Origin of the sequence: Streptomyces sp. Je 1-4 4N24 (assembly GCF_026239515.1) — a bacterium.
Classification (GTDB): Bacteria; Actinomycetota; Actinomycetes; order Streptomycetales; family Streptomycetaceae; genus Streptomyces; species Streptomyces nigrescens.
This window is the reverse complement of record NZ_CP110836.1, coordinates 5,872,156-5,888,788: the sequence shown is the minus strand read 5'-3', so window position 1 is coordinate 5,888,788 and position 16,633 is coordinate 5,872,156. Positions and strand designations below refer to the sequence as shown.

Genomic DNA, 16,633 nt, shown 5'->3' with positions numbered 1-16,633 from the left:
ACAATGGAATGCGGCACACGATCTGGAGGTAGGTACATGTCCGAGCCGCGACCGGCTCCCGACCCGCGTGGTACGGCACCCGGACCACGGCGGATGAAGCCCGCGCAGCTGCTCTTCGAGCCGCCCGAGGCCGTCGCCGACCCCGAGCACTTCTTCGGCCTGGAGTCGATGGAGGACCCGCGCGAGCTGCTCGGCCGCGCCACGGAGCTGACCCTCGCCTTCCGCGCCGCGGCCGACCGCGCCACGGAGTTCCAGGCGCTGGCGGCGGCCCAGCTGTCCGACCCCAGCCGGTTCGACCGGCTGCCGCTGGCCGCGCTCGCGGAGCAGGCGGAGTGGACCGAGGACTATGCGCAGAAGATGATCGAGTTCGGCCGCAGCCTGATGCGGAGCGGCGGCACCCTGCCGGGCGACATGGACTGACCGCCCCGGCCCCGCCCACCGGCCCCCAGGAACCCCGCCCACCGACGCGCCCCACGACGGCTCATGGTCCATGATCATGGGCCGCTGGCATATGCAAGGGGGGAAAGATACCGGCTCCCCCACCGCCCCGTCCCGTTTTCCGCCAATCAGCCAAGTCCCGGGTGCCGGCTGGGTAGACCTGTCCCCATGAGCGACTGGCTGCCTGAGACCCCCCGCACCCTGGCCTTTCCGACCGCGGCTTATGTCACCCTCGCGGGCGCCGACTGGCTCGCCTCCGCCAGCCCCCATCCGGACGAGATGCACACCCTGTGGGCCACCCGCCCGGCCGCGCCCAGCGTGCTGCCCTGCGGCACCGCCTTCGACGTGATCAACGCCCCGGCGCTCTTCGGGCGGCGGATGGTGGACCGCTTATGGTCCGACGGGCCCGGCTCGGGGCCGGTGGCGGCGCACCGCGGCCGGATCCTGCTCTTCGCCGCCCCGGGCACGGCCCAGCGGCTGCCGGCGCTGCTCGTCTGGGAGGAGTGGGCCACCGCCGTCCCGCCGCTGCTGTGCCACGGCAGCGGCGACGCGGTGACCGTCCCGCCGCTGCACCCCCGCCAGAGCCCCGCCGTGGACCGGACCGCGGGCGCCGGCGCCCCGGCCGACGAGGATCCGGCCGCCCCGTCCGTCTCCCGCTGGCTGGTGGCACCGGATGTCCGCAATCCCTGGCTGCCCGGCCCCGACGTACTGCTCTGGGCCTGTGTCCGCGCGGCCCGCTCGATGACCGGCCCGGTGCACGAAGCCGCAGCTCAGCACCCCGTTTCGATGCTGACCGCGGGCTGAGACAAACCGATTTTTGTCCTCCCCGACCAGGATGCTAATGTTTTCCCCGTCAGCAGGCGCCGCTAGCTCAGTTGGTTAGAGCAGCTGACTCTTAATCAGCGGGTCCGGGGTTCGAGTCCCTGGCGGCGCACAGACGGTCGAAGGCCTCCACTCCGGTGGGGGCCTTCGTCGTTCCGGTGTACGGCGCGGTCAGTGCGGCGCGGCCCCGCGGTTCACCTTCACCGCCCAGTCCCCGTCGGCCGTCCGGCCCTCGACCTGGATGCGTACCCCGTCCTCGGCGTCGTCCATGCTCTCCCCCACGCCCAGCGGCGCGTCCGCGAGCGGCGGGTAGACGGAGGTGCCCCAGCAGGCCGAGGTGGCCGGATGCCCGTCGAGCACCTGCACGGGGCCCGACCCGGAGGCCGTCCGGCTGCGTACGCGGTAGACCAGGACGCCCTCGGTGCACAGGGAGCGGTCGTTGCCCATGGCACCGCGTGCCTCGATGGCGAGCGCACTGTCGGGGCCCGTACGGACCACCAGGAGCCGCGGCCGGCGCTGGGCGCGGGGTTCCTCGGGGGCGGACAGGGTGCGCAGGGAGTGCAGGGCGCGTCCGGTCAGATCGACGCAGTCAACCTGGCTGTCGGCGATCCAGCCGAGCTTCCACTTGTGCCAGGCGAAGGGGTCCGGCGCCAGTCCGAACTGGCTGCCCATGAGGTCCCAGTCGCCGACGTAGGTGTCCCAGTCGCCCTTGCCGTCCTCCGGCCGGTGATAGAGGTCCGGCAGGTCGAAGACGTGCCCGGTCTCGTGGGCGAGGACATTGCGGTCCGGCGGGCTCTGCTCGAAGACGGTGACGAACCGGTGCAGATCATGATCGTCGGCGTGCAGCGGGCGATCGAGGTTGACGACCTTGGTGGCGTCCGAATCGACACCGGGGGCGTCCGGGTCGGCGACGAAATAGACCACGTCGTACCGGCTGAAGTCCACGGAGGGATCGGCGGCGGTGACCGCGTCGCGCAGGTAGGACGAGCGCCGGCCGGCGTCCCAGTCGCGCTGTATCCCGTAGGAGACGGACGAGCGCGGCATCTGCACCCAGTGGTGGTGGATGTGCGGGCGCAGCCGGAACTTCCCGTACGAGGCGCGGTCGAAGAAGCCGGAGGTGGCGGGGAAGTAGTCGTGGGACAGCTCCGGTGGCGCCGAGAGGGGCCGGGAGTCCGGGAAGGACAGAAAGATCATGACCGCGTTGAGCGTGCGGTCCGGGCGCGGATAGGCCCCGTTCCAGCTGTCGACGCCCTCGGAGTGGTGCGCGTCGGTGCGTCCCAGGGCGCACGGGAGCACGGCCTCGGAGGCGGTGGCGGGTCCGGCGACGATCGAGGTCGCGATGAGCGCGCTCAGGGAGGTGGCGACGGCCGCGACGCGCCGCAGGGTGCGGCGATCCGCCCCGTCGGGTGTCTGGGCGCGCGGCACACATACCTCCAGGGACGGATTCGGAGACCTCATCTACCCTGTGGCGATTTAATGCTATTCGTCCTGTTTTGAAGGCCCGGACGAGTGACCGGCGCGTCTTGGCCGTCTCGTAACGGAAAGTCACAAACGGCCAACGGGGCAATCCGTACGAACAGAGCCGGGCAGAAATGGCTGAAGTTCCGTCATGCGCGCGGACGATCACGGCTGCGTCGCTGGATCGGCCGTCGTGCCAGCCTCTATGATCGCCACACTTTCCAGCGCGAGATCCCCCCTCCATCACGAGACAGCGCCACGCGGGAGCGAGCAGTGAGCGGACACCCCGACAGCCCGGGCCGCACGCCCGGAGCGACGCTCCCCTCAGTGACGGAGCGTGATGAAACGACCAAAGAATCCGCCGAGGCCCGGCCGGCCCCCAGCGGACGCTGCGACGACACCGCGGCCTCGCTCGGCGACTACCGCGCCACGTTCTACGCGGCGCGGGTGGCGATGGCCGTCCTCAACCGCGACGGCCTGGTCCTCGCCGCCAACCCGGCCTTCGGTGAGCTGGTCGGCGCCGACCCGGCCGAGCTGGTCGCCGCCACCGCGTCGGACCTCACCGACCTCGGTGCCGACCCACGGGTGTGGACCGCCTACCGCGAGGTGCTGTGCGGCCGCAGCGACCGGATGCGCTGCACCCGCCGCCTCAAACACCCCGAAGGGCACTCCGTCTGGGTGGAGGTGACCGTCGAGCCGCTGACCCCGGAACCGCTCAGCGGCGAGGAGCGGATGCTGCTGTCGGTCGCGGACATCAGCGACCGGCACGATCTGCTGGCCCGGCTGCGGCATCTGCAGATGCACGACCCGGTGACCCGGCTGCCCAACCGGGCGCTGTTCTTCGAGCGGCTCTCCTCCGCCCTGGAGACCGCCTCCTTCGAACCGTCCGGCACCGGCCGCATCGGGCTGTGCTACCTCGACCTGGACGGCTTCAAGGCCGTCAACGACACCCTCGGGCACCGCGTCGGCGACCGGCTGCTGAGCGCGGTGGCACAGCGGCTGACGCGCTGCGCGGAGAGCGCCGCGGACCGCGGGGCGGGCCGGGGCGGGCATCTGGTCGCCCGGCTCGGCGGTGACGAGTTCGCTCTTTTGGTGGAGGACTCCACCGGCACCGACCAGCTCGCCGAACTCGCCCAGTGCGTCCTGGACGCGCTGCAGCGCCCGTTCGACCTGGCCGGGCAGCGGCTGTCGGTGTCGGCGAGCATCGGCGTCGTGGAGCGGGCCGCCACCGGCACCACCGCGACCGGTCTGATGCAGGCCGCGGACACCACGCTGTACTGGGCCAAGGAGGACGGGAAGGCTCGCTGGACGCTCTTCGACCCGGAGCGCAATGCCCACCGGATGACCCGGCAGGCGCTCTCCAGCACCCTGCGCCCGGCCGTGGACCGCGGCGAATTCACCCTGGAGTACCAGCCGCTGGTCGGGCTGGGGGACGGCCGGGCACAGGGGGTGGAGGCACTGGTGCGCTGGCGGCATCCGCAGTTCGGGACGCTGTCGCCGAATCGGTTCATCGCCCTGGCGGAGGAGAACGGCGCGATCGTCGAGCTGGGCCGCTGGGTGCTGGAGCGGGCCTGCCATCAGGCACGCGCCTGGCAGCTGGCGCACCCCGGCGAGCCGCTGTTCGTCAGCGTCAATGTGGCCGTACGTCAGGTGTGGGACTCCGACCTGGTGGCGGATGTCGCCGGCATCCTCGCCGAGACCGGGCTGCCGCCGGAGCTGCTGCAGCTGGAGCTGACCGAGTCCGCGGTGATGGGCTCGGCCGGCCGGCCGCTGCAGGCCCTGCAGGCGCTCAGCGACATGGGCGTACGGATCGCCATCGACGACTTCGGCACCGGCTACTCCAACCTCGCCTACCTCAGCCGCCTCCCGGTTTCCGTACTGAAGCTGGACGGGTCCTTCGTCCGCGGCTTCCGCTCGCAGGAGCATCCGAACCCGGCGGACGAGATGATCGTGGAGGCGCTGGTGGCGCTGGCCCACCGGCTCGGCCTCACGGTCACCGCCGAGTGTGTGGAGAGCGCCGAACAGGCCGAGCGACTCCGCCGGATCGGCTGCGACACCGGCCAGGGCTGGCTCTACTCCCGCCCCGTCGCGCCCGACCGGGTGGCGGCCCTGCTCGACGCGGGCCGCCACACGGGCGCCTGAGGGCCCCCACGTACGCGGCTCGGGGCGGCGCCGGGGCGGGCGGACCCCCGTTCCGTCCGCCCCGGCGCACACATCCCACCGCGACGGCGCGCAACCCCCACGGCGAGGGCCCGGCGGAATCAGCCCCGGCCGCAACCACCCCGTACGACGCCCTCAAGCCGGCAGGCCGTACGCATCCGCGATCAGCTCGTACGAGCGCAGCCGGGCCGCGCCGCCATGGGCGTTGGCGGTGATCATCAGCTCGTCGGCGCCGGTGCGCTTGGCGAGGTCGTCCAGGCCCTGGCGGACGGTGTCCGGGGTGCCGTGGACGACATTGCCGAGCCAGCTGTCGACGAAGCCCCGCTCCAACTCGTTGAAGCGGTACGCCTCGGCCTCCTCCGGGCTGGGTACCAGGCCGGGGCGTCCGGTGCGCAGCCGGACCATGGACAGCGCGCCGGTCATGACCTGACGGCGGGCCTCCTGCTCCGACTCGGCGGCCAGCGCCGCGACCCCGATCAGGGCGTACGGCTCCGACAGCACCTCGGAGGGGCGGAAGGACGCGCGGTAGAGGTCCAGCGCGGGGAGGGTGTTGGCCGCGGAGAAGTGGTGCGCGAAGGCGAACGGCAGGCCGAGGGAGCCGGCGAGCCGGGCGCTGAAGCCGGAGGAGCCCAGCAGCCACAGGGGCGGGCGGTGCGGGTCCTGGACGCCGCCCGCTGAGGTCGCCTGCACCGGGCCGGGGACGGCATGGATCTTGGCGTACGGGTGGCCGTCGGGGAAGGAGTCGTCCAGAAAGCGGGTCAACTCGGCCAGCTGCTGCGGAAATTCGTCCGCCCCCTCGTGCAGCCTCTCGGTCCTGCGCAGCGCGGCGGCGGTGGCCCCGTCGGTGCCCGGCGCGCGCCCCAGGCCCAGGTCGACCCGGCCGGGGGCCATCGCCTCCAGGGTGCCGAACTGCTCGGCGATGACGAGCGGGGCGTGGTTGGGCAGCATGACGCCGCCGGAGCCGAGGCGGATGCGGGTGGTGTGGGCGGCGAGGTGGGCGAGCAGCACCGCGGGCGAGGACGAGGCGACGCCGGGCATGGAGTGGTGCTCGGCGACCCAGTAGCGGTGGAAGCCCCGGCGTTCGGCCGTACGGGCGATATCGACGGCCGTGCGCACCGCGGCCGAGGCGGTGCTGCCGGCGCCGACCGTCACCAGGTCGAGCACCGACAGCGGGACGGGTGCGGTGCCCGGGGCGGTGCCCCGTATCCCGTCGCCGGCCGTCTCGCCGCTGCCCCGGGTCTCCTCGTCTTCGCCGCTCACGGTGCGGGTCCTCCTCGCGTCGGTGGTCTGCGAGGAGGACAACCGGAGAGGATCTCCACTTATTCCCGGGTCAGTTTCCCGGCGCGGCACCGCGGTCGGCGGGGCCGCCGGACCTCCCCCGCCCGGGGACCCTCGGGCGCGCTACGCGTGCGCGGTCCGCGAGAAGAGGGTGCCGAGCGCGGGACAGCTGATCGTGCGGTCGAGCAGCCGGAGCCCCTCCCAGGCCGTCACCTGATTGGCGGTGAGCACCGGCTTGCGCAGCTCCGCTTCGAGGGCCGGCAGATGTTCCGCGGTGTGCAGTGCGGTGTCGGGCAGCAGCACCACCTCGGCGTCCGGATGGTCACCGGCACGGGCGAGCGCCAGCACCTCCTCGACGCCCCAGGTGCCGACCTCGGCGGCGGTGATGATGCCGCTGCCACGGGTCGAGACGACCTCCGCACCCGCGGACTTCAGGAAGGCGTGGAAGCGCTCGGCCACGTCGTCGGGGTAGGTGGCGGCGATCGCCACCCGCCGGGCGCCGAGCGCCTGGACGGCATGGGCGAAGGCGAAGGACGTACTGGAGGCGGGCAGGCCCGCGGTGGCGGACAGCTCCCTGACCTGTTCGTGGGCGCCCTCCCAGCCGAAGACGAAGCTGGCGCTCGTACAGGCCCAGACGACGGCCTCGGCGCCGCGCTCCTTGAGTTCGTCGACGCCGGCCGCCAGCCGCCCGGCGGAGCCCATCTCCAGCAGTGCGTCGACGCGATGGGCGTCCTCGCCGATATCGGTGTGCACGAGCGGCAGGCGGATCCCGCCGCCCAGGAGCGCTTCGAGCCGGGGGTAGTCGTCCTCCGCGGAGTACCCGGGGTAGAGGAAGCCGACCGATGCCATGCAGGTCTCCCTTGCGTGTACGGCTGCGGGTGCAGGGGGGTTCGTGGGTGCGGGTGCGCTCACGGGTGGTGCGGTGAGTCCGGGAAGGAGTGCTGCCGGCGAGAGGAACGACGCCGGCAGCATCCGGGGTGGAGGTCGGGTTCGGACCGGCCTCAAACCGGGGGCAGGCCTCCCGTGTCATCGGGCGGATACGGCGGCGGATCAAGGCCGTCGAGGAGCTCCCCCTCCGGTGGGGCGGGGGGTCCGGCGAAGGCCGCCTCGGGGGTCACCCGCGGCACTCCTTCTTCCGGCCCTTCCGCCGTTGCGGTCATCGCGGCCGGGCCGCGCCGCGCCACCGGATCGAGCAGCGCCTGGTACGGGCCCACCGCCTGGACGCCGATGGCGCGCAGCGCGGCCCACATCGTGACCTGATTGGCGGACAGCACCGGCATCCGCAGCTCGGCCTCCAGCTGCGGGATGACGTCGTAGGTCGGCAGGTTCGTACAGCTGATGAAGAGGGCATCGGTGGCGCCGACGACGGCCGCGCGGGCCATGTCGACGACATCGCGGTACGGCACCTTCCAGATGTGCCGGGTCAGCCCGAGGTAGGCGCGGCCGGTGACGGTGATGCCGGCCTCACCGAGATAGTCCTCCAGGGAGTCGGTGACCGATTTCGTATAGGGCGTGACCACGGCGATGCGCCGGGCGCCGATCTCGCGCAGCGCTTCGATCAGTGCGCCCGAGGTCGTGAGGGAGGGAACCTCCCCCGCCTGGACCATGGCGGCGCACATGGCCCGCTCGCCCGCGACCCCGCCGACGAAGCTGCCCGAAGTACAGGCATAGGAGATGACCTGCGGTGATACCGCACACAGCGCCTGGACGGCAGCGTCCAGCGTTTCGTGCTCGCTGACCAGACGGGCCAGATCGAGGCTGACCTCGACGGGCACAAAAGGGGTGCGGGTGAGGTGGAGGGACACGTCGTCGGGAACCCAGCGCCAGAGCTCTCGGTCGAGCGCGAAGTCGAAGGGAGCGACGACACCCACGCCGAGCTGCGGCTGTGGGCCACCCAGAAAAGAGACGTCCATGAAGGCCCCTAGAAGAAACGAAGGGCTGGAATGGCCAGGCCAGTGGCCGGGGATGAGGTGCAGCCGGATCAAGCCGGGACGTCGGGACAGAGCCGTTGTTGACACGGTAGATACGACTTCCTAGCGTGGTCAATCCTCGCATCTCAGGCATCTGTCGGCGCCCCTTTCCATGGAAAGGGGCTCACGTTTCAGAACGGTTTCTGGCTATGTCCGAAAGCACCGTCCTCGTCCTCGGTTCCGACCCGCCGCCGAAGCTGGACCGGCTCACCGGCCGGGCTCGGGTGATCTTCACCGACGAGGACTCGCTCGCCGACCGACTGCCCACCGCCGACGTACTGTTGGCCTGGGACTTCACCTCCGACGCGATCCGCAGAGCCTGGCCGGTGGAGGGCCCCAGGCCGCGCTGGGTGCACACCGCCAGCGCGGGTGTGGACCAGCTGCTGTGCCCGGCGCTGGTCGCCGACGACACCCTGGTGACCAACGCCCGGGGCGTCTTCGAGCAGCCGATCGCAGAATATGTGGCCGGGCTGGTGATCGCCATGGCCAAGGACTTCTACGGAAGTTGGGAGCTGCAGCGGCAGCGGCGCTGGCAGCATCGCGAGACCCTGCGGCTGGCCGGCAGCCGGGCCGTCGTGGTGGGCTCCGGACCGATCGGCCGGGCCATCGGCAGCACCCTGCTGGCACTGGGTGTCAAGGTCGATCTGGTCGGCCGCCGGGAGCGCCCGGACGATCCGCAGTTCGGCCTCGTGCATGCGAGTGACGCGCTGAACGACCTGCTGCCCCAGGCGGATTGGGTGATCTGCGCGGCGCCCCTGACCGAGGCCACCCGCGGCCTGTTCGGCAAGGAGGCGTTCGCCAGGATGGCGCCGCGGGCCCGGTTCATCAACGTCGGGCGCGGGCCGCTGGTGGTCGAGGACGCTCTGGTCGCGGCGCTGCGCGAGTGGCGGATCGCGGCGGCGGCGCTGGACGTCTTCGAGGAGGAGCCGCTCACCGCGGCCAGCCCGCTGTGGGACGTGCCGCATCTGATCGTGTCGCCCCACATGAGCGGCGACACCCTGGGCTGGCGGGACGCCCTCGCCGAGCAGTTCCAGGACAACTTCGAGCGGTGGTCGGCGGGCGAGCCGCTGGACAACCTCGTCGACAAACGGCTCGGGTACGTGCCGGTGCAGTGACGGGGCCGGCTGCCGGGCCCCGGCGCGGCAGCCGCGCTCCCCCCACCGCCGTCCCGCCCGGGGGCGGCCGACGCTCGGAGGACGCATGACCACCGAACCGACCCACCTCGCCGACCTCTCCGCCACCCGGCTCACGGCCGGGTACGCGGCCGGCGAGTTCTCCCCCGTCGAGGCGGTCCGGGCGGTGCTGGAACGCGCCGAGGCCGCCCAGGCCGCGACGAACTGCTTCACGCTGATCGACGCGGACGAGGCGCTGTCCGGCGCCAAGGAGTCGGCGGAGCGCTGGCGGGCCGGGGAACCGGCCGGTCCGGTGGACGGGGTGCCGGTCACCGTCAAGGATCTGATCCTCACCCGGGGCGCCCCGACGCTGCGCGGTTCGCGCACGGTGCGGGCCGAGGGCCCCTGGGAGGAGGACGCCCCGTCGGTCGCCCGGCTGCGGGAGTCCGGCGCGGTGTTCGTCGGCAAGACCACCACCCCGGAGTTCGGCTGGAAGGGCGTCACCGACAGTCCGCGGCACGGGGTAACGGGCAATCCGTACGACCCGGCGCGCACCGCGGGCGGCTCCAGCGGCGGCAGCGCGGCCGCGGTGGCGCTGGGCGCGGGCCCGTTGAGCCTGGGCACGGACGGCGGGGGCTCGGTACGTATCCCGGGTTCGTTCTGCGGGATCTTCGCGCTCAAGGCGACCTACGGGCGGGTGCCGCTCTATCCGGCGAGCCCCTTCGGGACCCTGGCGCATGTCGGGCCGATGACCCGGGACGCGGCGGACGCGGCGCTGATGATGGAGGTGATCTGCGGGGCGGACTGGCGGGACTGGTCCCAGCTCGGTCCGGCCGCCGGCTCGTTCCGAAAGGCGCTGGCCGGTCCGGTCTCCGGACTGCGGGTGGCCTTCAGCCCATCGCTCGGCTGGGACGTGCCGGTGGCCCCGGAGGTCGCCGCGGCGGTCCGGGCGGCCGTCGACACACTGGCCGGGCTCGGCGCGGTCGTCGAGGAGATCGACCCGGGCATCACCGACCCGGTGGAGGCCTTCCACACGCTGTGGTTCAGCGGCGCGGCGCGGGTGGTGCAGCATCTGGACGACGCGGACCGGGCGCTGCTCGACCCGGGGCTGCGGGAGATCTGCGAGCAGGGTGCCCGCTACAGCGCGCTGGACTATCTGGCCGCGGTCGATACGCGGATGGCGCTCGGCCAGGCCATGGGCCGTTTCCACAGCGCCTACGACCTGCTGGTGACGCCGACCGTGCCGATCACCGCCTTCGAGGCGGGCACCGAGGTGCCGGCCGGCTCCGGTCACACCCGCTGGACGGGCTGGACGCCGTTCACCTACCCCTTCAACCTCACCCAGCAGCCGGCCGCGACCCTGCCCTGCGGGGTGGACACGGAGGGGCTGCCGATCGGCGTCCAGCTGGTCGGCGCGCGGCACGCGGACGCGCTGGTGCTGCGCGCCGCGCATGCCCTCTACGAGGCGGGGACGGCGGAGATCCCCGCGCCGCCTGCGCCTAGGCCGTAGCCCCTAGACCCGCCGGAAGTTGAGGCTTTCGCCCAGGGCACCGGCCCGCCACAGGTCCTGACAGGCTTCGGCCATCCGGTCCAGACCGTCGACGACACTGCCCCACACGATGCCCGGCACCCAGCCCGCGTCACCGTTGATCAGTAGATTGTTGCGCTCGTAGAACAGCGCAAGATCGACGACGGTGGCGCGGCCCTGGTGCGCCGCCTGTGTCTCGTAACCGTAGGACTTGGTGCCCAGTTGGGTGTCGGTGAAGGTGAAGTAACACAGATCGCCGGGGATCGGGGTGATCGTCGGATTCTCCAGCGGCGGCTCCTCGGGAGCGAACGGCGCCAGCAGGGCGTAGATCTCATTGCGGGCGTACTTGGCGTGGTAGACGTCGCCGCCGAGTGGGAGGGCGTCCCATACGGCATTGCAGGTGATCGGCGCGCGGTCGTCGAGCAACTTGGCCGTGCAGCTCACGCCGCGCTTGTCCAGGGAGACTTCGATGAAGCGATCGGTCATGCCCCGATCGTAGGTGGGCAATACCGGCGTACGGAACAAGTCCGCGGCGCTTCCATCAAGGGCTGGAAACGATTGGCATATGTGTGAGACGTGCGGGTAGCCGCGCGCCCATGGCTCCACCACAGGAGAACACCAAAATGATCAAGAGAAAATTGGCAAGCGGCATCCGCCGCCGCTCGCTGCTCGCGGGGGTAGCGGCGCTCGGCGCAGCGGGTGCGGTGGGAGCGGCCACGGGCTGCTCACGGGTCGACGTCTCGGGCGCGACCGGCGGCGGACATCTGCTCGAGGATCTGCGGAAAAAGGGCACCGTCCGCATGGGAATCGCCAGCGAACCGCCCTATGCGTCCATCAACAGCAAGGGCGAACTGACCGGCGAGGCCCCGGCCGTCGCCAAGACGATCTTCCGGCGGCTGGGGATCAAGAATTTCGAGCCGGTACCGGTCGAGTTCCAGGCACTGGTGCCCGGTCTGCATTCTTTCCAGTACGACGTGATCGTCGCGGGAATGTTCATCAACAAGGCCCGGTGTGCGGCCGTCCTCTTCTCCGACCCGGACTACGAGAGCAAGGACGCCTTCCTCGTACGCAAGGGGAACCCCGACAAAATCCATTCCTACGCGGATATCGCCAAGGGGAAATTCCGGATGGGTTCCGGTATCGGCTATGCCGAGATCGACTACGCGGTCGGCAACGGCGTCAAGAAGGACACCATCCAGACCTACGGTGACCAGATCGCCGGAATGGAGGCCCTGGAGGCGGGCCGTATCGACGTCTTCGCCGGCACCGCGCTGACCATGATCGAGGCGCTGAAGACCGGCGCCCACCCCAAGGTGGAGATGACCAGGCCGTTCACGCCGGAGGTCGACGGGAAGCCCCAGCGCGACGGCGGCGGCTACGGCTTCCGGCTCGGTGAGACCAAGCTGCGGGACGCCTTCAACGCCGAGCTGCAGAAGATGAAGAAGAGCGGCGAACTCCTGCGTATCGCCGAGCCGTACGGCTTCACCAAGGAGTTCATGACCGACCTCACGGCGAAGGAGCTCTGTAAAAAGTGACCGGCGCGCTGTGGGAACTTTTCTTCGAAGGGCTGTGGATCACCGTCCAGCTGATGGTCTACAGCGCCGCCCTGGCCGCTGTTGTCGCCTTCGGCATCGGCCTGGCACGCACCTCGCGGTTCCGGACCGTCCGCTTCCTGTCGGGTGTCTATGTGGAGTTCTTCCGCGGCACCTCGGCACTGGTGCTGATGTTCTGGCTGTTCTTCGCGCTGCCGCTGCTGGGCTGGCAGCTGGTCGGCATCTGGGCGGGCACCCTGGCGCTGGGACTGTCGTACGGGGCGTACGGCTCCGAGGTCGTCCGCGGTGCGCTGCAGGCGGTGGCCCCCGCCCAGCGTGAGGCGGCCATCGCGCTGAGCTTCACGCCCGGTCAGCGGCTGCGGAAGGTGATCCTGCCGCAGGCCGTCCCCGAGATGATGCCGCCGTTCAACAACCTGCTGATCGAGCTGCTCAAGGGCACCGCGCTGGCGTCGCTGCTGTCCATCGGCGAACTCACCTTCCAGGCCAAGCTGGCCCGGCTGTCGACCGGCCAGAGCGCCGAGATCTACGGAATCATCCTCGTCCTGTACTTCGCGGTCGCGTTCGTGATGACCCGGATCATGCGGGTGCTGGAGCGCCGCGCCAAGGCCTCGGTCGGCCGGGCGGTACCCAAGGGTGAGGGCTGGTTCTCCCGCAAACTGCCCGTCGAGAAGCAGGGCCCCGAGGCGCTGGCCACCGGAGGAAAGCCGTGAACAACTGGTCATGGAGCTACATCTGGGAGATCATGCCCCAGATCCTCGAAGGGCTGTGGATCACCGTCCAGGCGACGTTCTACGGCTCGCTGGTGTCCTTCGCGCTCGGGCTGGTGTGGGCGATGGCCCTGCGCTCGGGGAGCCGCTGGGTGACCTGGCCGGTCAGCATCTTCGTCGAGTTCATCCGCAACACCCCGCTGCTGGTGCAGCTGTTCTTCCTGTTCTTCGTGCTGCCGGGCTGGGGGCTGGCCTTCTCTCCGCTGACCACGGGCGTCATCGGGCTGGGCCTGCACTACTCGACGTACACCTCCGAGGTCTACCGCGCCGGTATCGACGGGGTGCCGCCCGGCCAGTGGGAGGCCGCCACGGCGCTGAACCTGCCGCGCCGGCGCACCTGGACCGCGGTGATCCTGCCGCAGGCGTTCCGCCGGGTGGTGCCCGCGCTCGGCAACTACGTGATCGCGATGTTCAAGGACACGCCGCTGCTGGCCGGTATCACCGTCGCCGACATGCTCTTCCAGGCGAACAGCATCAGCGCCACCACCTTCGACTACCTGGAGCCGATCACCGTCGTCGGCATCCTCTTCGTGGTCATCTCCTACCCCACTTCTCTCCTCCTGCGAGCCCTGGAGCGTCGTCTTGTCCGCTGACAGCAATCACCCGAAGGACCACTCCGGAGAAACGGCCAACCCGGCGGTGGACGGCACCGAGCTGATCCGCTTCGACCACGTCACCAAGCGGTTCGGGACCAACACCGTCCTGGATTCCCTGGACTTCACCGTCTCCTCGGGCAAGCACGTCACCCTCATCGGCCCGTCCGGTTCCGGCAAGACCACGATTCTGCGGCTGCTGATGACGCTGCTGAAGCCCGACGAGGGCACCATCAAGGTCGGCGGCGAATATCTGACGCACGAGGAAAAGGGCGGCAAGCTCGTACCGGCCGGCGAGAAGCACATCCGCGAGGTCCGCAAGAACATCGGCATGGTGTTCCAGCAGTTCAACCTCTTCCCCAACATGAAGGTGCTGCGGAACATCACCGAGGCGCCGGTGCACGTCCTGGGGATGGAAAAGGACGCCGCCGAGGAGCGGGCCCGCGAACTCCTCGATCTGGTGGGTCTGACCGAGCACCTCGACAAGTACCCGACCCAGCTCTCCGGCGGCCAGCAGCAGCGGGTCGCCATCGCCCGCGCGCTGGCGATGCGCCCGCAGGTGCTGCTGCTGGACGAGGTGACCTCGGCGCTCGACCCGGAGCTGGTGGCCGGGGTGCTGGACGTCCTGCGGGACATCGCGCACACCACGGACATCACCATGCTCTGTGTCACCCATGAGATGAACTTCGCCCGGGACATCTCCGACGATGTCCTGATGTTCGACGCCGGGCGGGTCATCGAATCCGGCTCCCCGGAAAAGATCTTCACGGAGCCGGAGCACGAGCGCACCCGGGAATTCCTGAGCGCGGTGCTCTGAACGGCGCTCAACAGGCAGTGAGTTCGGGTGGTGGGCCCCGCCGAGGGGGCGCACCACCCTTTCTCTTTTCCGCACACCGGCGCCATGGCCGACGAATTCCGGAATAGCACCCCGCCGCCTGACGGCACCGGGCGGCGATGCAGCAAGCTCAAGGGCACCAGCGGGGAAAAGATGATGATGACCTCCTGAGGCCCCGCACCCTCCCGGCCCCCGGCCCGGCGCCGGGGGCCGTACGGCACGAAGCCGCCGGCGGCCCGGCACTGTGACCTTGGCATATGCCAAGGTCTCTAGCCCCAGTACAGATGACCGGGGCGCGCTTCTTTTCAGTCAAGACCCCCTCCCCCGAGGGCCGTTGGCCGCTATCGTGAGGGAAGCCCCGCTGTCCGGGATCGGCCGCGCAAGCCCGGCCGTGACCACCGACGGCGGTCACGACGCAAGCGGTAACAACCTGCTAGGGGGACACCGTGGCGCTGAAGCCCGAGCCGACCGCGCCGTTCCATTCGGTGCAGTACGCCCTTCGCGTGCTCGAAACGGTCTCCAGGCACGCCGAGGGCGTGACCGATGCGCAGATCGCCCGCGAGACCGGCCTGTCCCCGGCCCAGCTCGGACACATGCTGGCGATGCTCCGGCGCGAGGGCTATGTCGAGCAGGTCACCGACGGGGCGTATGTCATCGGCGAATCGCTCCTGCTCCTGGGCTCGGGCGGCGACCGCGACCAGGCCCTGCGCGACAAGCTCCAGCTCACCCTCGACCAGCTGCGCGACTCGGTCGGCGCGGCGGTCTACATCAGCCGGTACATCGACGGCGAGGTGAAGATCCTCCACTACGCCGACGGACCGCTGGCCCCCAAGGTCAACGAGTGGGCCGAATTCCACCGCACGGCGCACGCCAGCGCGATCGGCAAGTGCCTGCTCGCGCAACTCGACCACGACGGCCGCAAGGACCACCTCTCACGGCACAAGACCGCCCGGCTCACCTCGCGGACGATCACCAACGAGAAGGTCCTGTTCCACAAGCTCGACAGCCAGCCGCCCACGGTCCCCGTCCTCGATCTCCAGGAGTACGCCGTGGGCACGGTCTGCGCGGCCGTCCCGATCACCGCAGGTGCGACGGTCGGCTGCCTCGCCCTGTCCATGCCGCTGGAGCACGCCCACCGGCTGCGCCAGGCCGCCGACACCCTCAACCGTCAGGCCGCCCCGGTCCTGCTGTCGCTGGCGATCTGAGCCGGGGCACGGGCAGGGCGGCGGGGCCGGACGGCACAGCTCTGCCGGCCGTGGTCCTGAGCACCCCTCTCGACCAGGTAGTATTTCTTTCGTCAGCGCGCGCCGCTAGCTCAGTTGGTTAGAGCAGCTGACTCTTAATCAGCGGGTCCGGGGTTCGAGTCCCTGGCGGCGCACGTATCGAGTGGGCGTTCCCGGTTCTCCGGGAACGCCCACTTCGTTGTGTCCGGACCCGCGCCAGGGGTCGAGGGCCGATGGTGCCGGCGGGGGCGTCAGGAGAGGTCGACGTCCGAGCAGGCGTAGAACGCATTGCCCGTGTCGGCGATGTTCCAGACGCCGAGGATGAGGTGGCGGCCGGACTTCTGGGTGGGGACGGTGCCCTGGTGCTGGACGGTCGCGTCCGGCTGCGCACCGCCCATGGGGACCGTCATGAACGGCTCGGGTTCGAGGTCGGCGCGGGTGAGCGGCTTGCCGGGGTCGTAACCGTCCTTGGTGATGAAGTACTGGAAATCCGTGGTGGCATGACGGGCCGTCAGCCGCCAGGTGAAGGTGTAGCCCTGCCCCGGGGAGAGCTTGGTGCCGGGCCAGGCGCCGCCGCGCGGATCGTCGAGTTCGGCGAAATTCCCATGGCCGCCGGAACAGATCTTGCCGTCCGCCGGGCCGGCGGCCGGGAAGCCCTTGGGGGCCTCCACGCTCTGCGGTTCGTACTGGATCGCGCCGCAGTCCTTGACGGTGCCGTTGGCGCAGAGCGCCTGCCGGCTGGGGGGTGCGTCGCTGTAGCCGTGACTGGCGGCGCTGCCCGTCGAGAGGAGGGAGACGCCGAGGACGCCGAGGCCGATCACGGCAGCACTGATCTTTTTGCGCATGCTTCGCTCCTGAAGAACGTGGGGGGAGTTCCATGAGCCGAGAGGGAGAGG

The 16,633-nt window shown here is 70.7% G+C and carries 16 protein-coding genes and 2 tRNA genes; 12 read left to right on the top strand and 6 right to left on the bottom strand.

All coding sequences use genetic code 11. The features are described from left to right. Nucleotides 1-36 precede the first annotated feature (36 nt). The 3 genes from SLV14N_RS25805 to SLV14N_RS25795 all read left to right on the top strand — a co-directional run bounded on the left by SLV14N_RS25805 (nucleotide 37) and on the right by SLV14N_RS25795 (nucleotide 1,372). Nucleotides 37-420, top strand: a complete 384-nt coding sequence (locus SLV14N_RS25805) for a hypothetical protein (RefSeq protein WP_208683990.1) — start codon at nucleotides 37-39, stop codon at nucleotides 418-420. Nucleotides 421-606: 186 nt separating this feature from the next. Then, nucleotides 607-1,242, top strand: a complete 636-nt coding sequence (locus tag SLV14N_RS25800; protein ID WP_208683989.1) for a bifunctional DNA primase/polymerase — start codon at nucleotides 607-609, stop codon at nucleotides 1,240-1,242. 56 nt (nucleotides 1,243-1,298) lie between these two features. Then, nucleotides 1,299-1,372: transfer RNA gene (locus SLV14N_RS25795), tRNA-Lys, on the top strand. 59 nt (nucleotides 1,373-1,431) lie between these two features. Here SLV14N_RS25795 and SLV14N_RS25790 read toward each other — a convergent pair. Then, on the bottom strand, nucleotides 1,432-2,685 hold the full coding sequence (locus SLV14N_RS25790; protein ID WP_208683988.1) for a M6 family metalloprotease domain-containing protein: 1,254 nt from the start codon (nucleotides 2,683-2,685) through the stop codon (nucleotides 1,432-1,434). A gap of 360 nt (nucleotides 2,686-3,045) precedes the next feature. Between SLV14N_RS25790 and SLV14N_RS25785 the strand changes: the two genes are divergently transcribed. After that, complete coding sequence (locus tag SLV14N_RS25785) at nucleotides 3,046-4,860, top strand: bifunctional diguanylate cyclase/phosphodiesterase (RefSeq protein ID WP_208683987.1); 1,815 nt, start codon at nucleotides 3,046-3,048, stop codon at nucleotides 4,858-4,860. Nucleotides 4,861-5,013: 153 nt separating this feature from the next. On the opposite strand, the gene SLV14N_RS25780 is transcribed toward SLV14N_RS25785, so the two are convergent. The 3 genes from SLV14N_RS25780 to SLV14N_RS25770 all read right to left on the bottom strand — a co-directional run bounded on the left by SLV14N_RS25780 (nucleotide 5,014) and on the right by SLV14N_RS25770 (nucleotide 8,069). Then, nucleotides 5,014-6,138 (bottom strand): LLM class flavin-dependent oxidoreductase, encoded by a 1,125-nt coding sequence (locus tag SLV14N_RS25780; RefSeq protein WP_208683986.1) that lies wholly within the window; start codon nucleotides 6,136-6,138, stop codon nucleotides 5,014-5,016. Nucleotides 6,139-6,279: 141 nt separating this feature from the next. After that, complete coding sequence (locus SLV14N_RS25775) at nucleotides 6,280-7,005, bottom strand: aspartate/glutamate racemase family protein (RefSeq protein WP_208683985.1); 726 nt, start codon at nucleotides 7,003-7,005, stop codon at nucleotides 6,280-6,282. Nucleotides 7,006-7,157: 152 nt separating this feature from the next. Continuing rightward, nucleotides 7,158-8,069, bottom strand: a complete 912-nt coding sequence (locus SLV14N_RS25770) for a decarboxylase (RefSeq protein ID WP_208683984.1) — start codon at nucleotides 8,067-8,069, stop codon at nucleotides 7,158-7,160. Between the two features lie 206 nt (nucleotides 8,070-8,275). Here SLV14N_RS25770 and SLV14N_RS25765 point away from each other — a divergent pair, with 206 nt between their 5' ends. Both SLV14N_RS25765 and SLV14N_RS25760 read left to right on the top strand, forming a co-directional pair. Next, a complete protein-coding gene (locus SLV14N_RS25765) occupies nucleotides 8,276-9,241 on the top strand; it encodes a D-2-hydroxyacid dehydrogenase (protein WP_208683983.1) in 966 nt (321 codons plus the stop codon). Nucleotides 9,242-9,326: 85 nt separating this feature from the next. Then, nucleotides 9,327-10,748, top strand: a complete 1,422-nt coding sequence (locus tag SLV14N_RS25760; RefSeq protein WP_263271251.1) for an amidase — start codon at nucleotides 9,327-9,329, stop codon at nucleotides 10,746-10,748. Between the two features lie 3 nt (nucleotides 10,749-10,751). Here the strand turns inward: SLV14N_RS25760 and SLV14N_RS25755 are convergent, their stop codons facing one another. After that, entirely contained in the window at nucleotides 10,752-11,252 is a 501-nt protein-coding gene (locus SLV14N_RS25755) for a DUF3830 family protein (RefSeq protein ID WP_208683981.1), read from the bottom strand. A gap of 137 nt (nucleotides 11,253-11,389) precedes the next feature. Between SLV14N_RS25755 and ehuB the strand changes: the two genes are divergently transcribed. The 6 genes from ehuB (at nucleotide 11,390) to SLV14N_RS25725 (ending at nucleotide 15,892) form a co-directional block, all read left to right on the top strand. Then, nucleotides 11,390-12,301 carry an ectoine/hydroxyectoine ABC transporter substrate-binding protein EhuB gene (gene ehuB / locus SLV14N_RS25750; RefSeq protein WP_263271249.1) on the top strand — a complete coding sequence of 304 codons (912 nt, stop codon included), beginning with the start codon at nucleotides 11,390-11,392 and terminating at the stop codon, nucleotides 12,299-12,301. Beyond that, nucleotides 12,298-13,029, top strand: a complete 732-nt coding sequence (ehuC, locus tag SLV14N_RS25745; RefSeq protein WP_208683979.1) for an ectoine/hydroxyectoine ABC transporter permease subunit EhuC — start codon at nucleotides 12,298-12,300, stop codon at nucleotides 13,027-13,029. The genes ehuB and ehuC overlap by 4 nt, the downstream gene beginning before the upstream one ends. A 32-nt stretch (nucleotides 13,030-13,061) precedes the next feature. Further along, nucleotides 13,062-13,679 (top strand): ectoine/hydroxyectoine ABC transporter permease subunit EhuD, encoded by a 618-nt coding sequence (gene ehuD, locus SLV14N_RS25740; RefSeq protein WP_259670788.1) that lies wholly within the window; start codon nucleotides 13,062-13,064, stop codon nucleotides 13,677-13,679. Then, nucleotides 13,669-14,496, top strand: coding sequence for an ectoine/hydroxyectoine ABC transporter ATP-binding protein EhuA (gene ehuA / locus SLV14N_RS25735; RefSeq protein ID WP_208683977.1), 828 nt, complete (start codon nucleotides 13,669-13,671; stop codon nucleotides 14,494-14,496). The genes ehuD and ehuA overlap by 11 nt, the downstream gene beginning before the upstream one ends. A 464-nt stretch (nucleotides 14,497-14,960) precedes the next feature. After that, nucleotides 14,961-15,719 (top strand): IclR family transcriptional regulator, encoded by a 759-nt coding sequence (locus SLV14N_RS25730; RefSeq protein ID WP_208683976.1) that lies wholly within the window; start codon nucleotides 14,961-14,963, stop codon nucleotides 15,717-15,719. 99 nt (nucleotides 15,720-15,818) lie between these two features. Next, a tRNA-Lys gene (locus SLV14N_RS25725) sits at nucleotides 15,819-15,892 on the top strand. A gap of 96 nt (nucleotides 15,893-15,988) precedes the next feature. Here the strand turns inward: SLV14N_RS25725 and SLV14N_RS25720 are convergent. Then, nucleotides 15,989-16,582 (bottom strand): lytic polysaccharide monooxygenase, encoded by a 594-nt coding sequence (locus SLV14N_RS25720; RefSeq protein ID WP_263271245.1) that lies wholly within the window; start codon nucleotides 16,580-16,582, stop codon nucleotides 15,989-15,991. Nucleotides 16,583-16,633: the final 51 nt, after the last annotated feature.

Excerpts from the sequence above, each read along its gene's own strand:
- SLV14N_RS25805 (WP_208683990.1), top strand. The coding sequence starts at position 37 with ATGTCCGAGCCGCGACCGGCTCCCGACCCGCGTGGTACGGCACCCGGA.
- SLV14N_RS25800 (WP_208683989.1), top strand. The coding sequence starts at position 607 with ATGAGCGACTGGCTGCCTGAGACCCCCCGCACCCTGGCCTTTCCGACC.
- SLV14N_RS25775 (WP_208683985.1), bottom strand. The coding sequence starts at position 7,005 with ATGGCATCGGTCGGCTTCCTCTACCCCGGGTACTCCGCGGAGGACGAC.
- SLV14N_RS25770 (WP_208683984.1), bottom strand. The coding sequence starts at position 8,069 with ATGGACGTCTCTTTTCTGGGTGGCCCACAGCCGCAGCTCGGCGTGGGT.
- SLV14N_RS25765 (WP_208683983.1), top strand. The coding sequence starts at position 8,276 with ATGTCCGAAAGCACCGTCCTCGTCCTCGGTTCCGACCCGCCGCCGAAG.
- SLV14N_RS25760 (WP_263271251.1), top strand. The coding sequence starts at position 9,327 with ATGACCACCGAACCGACCCACCTCGCCGACCTCTCCGCCACCCGGCTC.
- SLV14N_RS25755 (WP_208683981.1), bottom strand. The coding sequence starts at position 11,252 with ATGACCGATCGCTTCATCGAAGTCTCCCTGGACAAGCGCGGCGTGAGC.
- ehuB (WP_263271249.1), top strand. The coding sequence starts at position 11,390 with ATGATCAAGAGAAAATTGGCAAGCGGCATCCGCCGCCGCTCGCTGCTC.
- ehuD (WP_259670788.1), top strand. The coding sequence starts at position 13,062 with ATGCCCCAGATCCTCGAAGGGCTGTGGATCACCGTCCAGGCGACGTTC.
- SLV14N_RS25720 (WP_263271245.1), bottom strand. The coding sequence starts at position 16,582 with ATGCGCAAAAAGATCAGTGCTGCCGTGATCGGCCTCGGCGTCCTCGGC.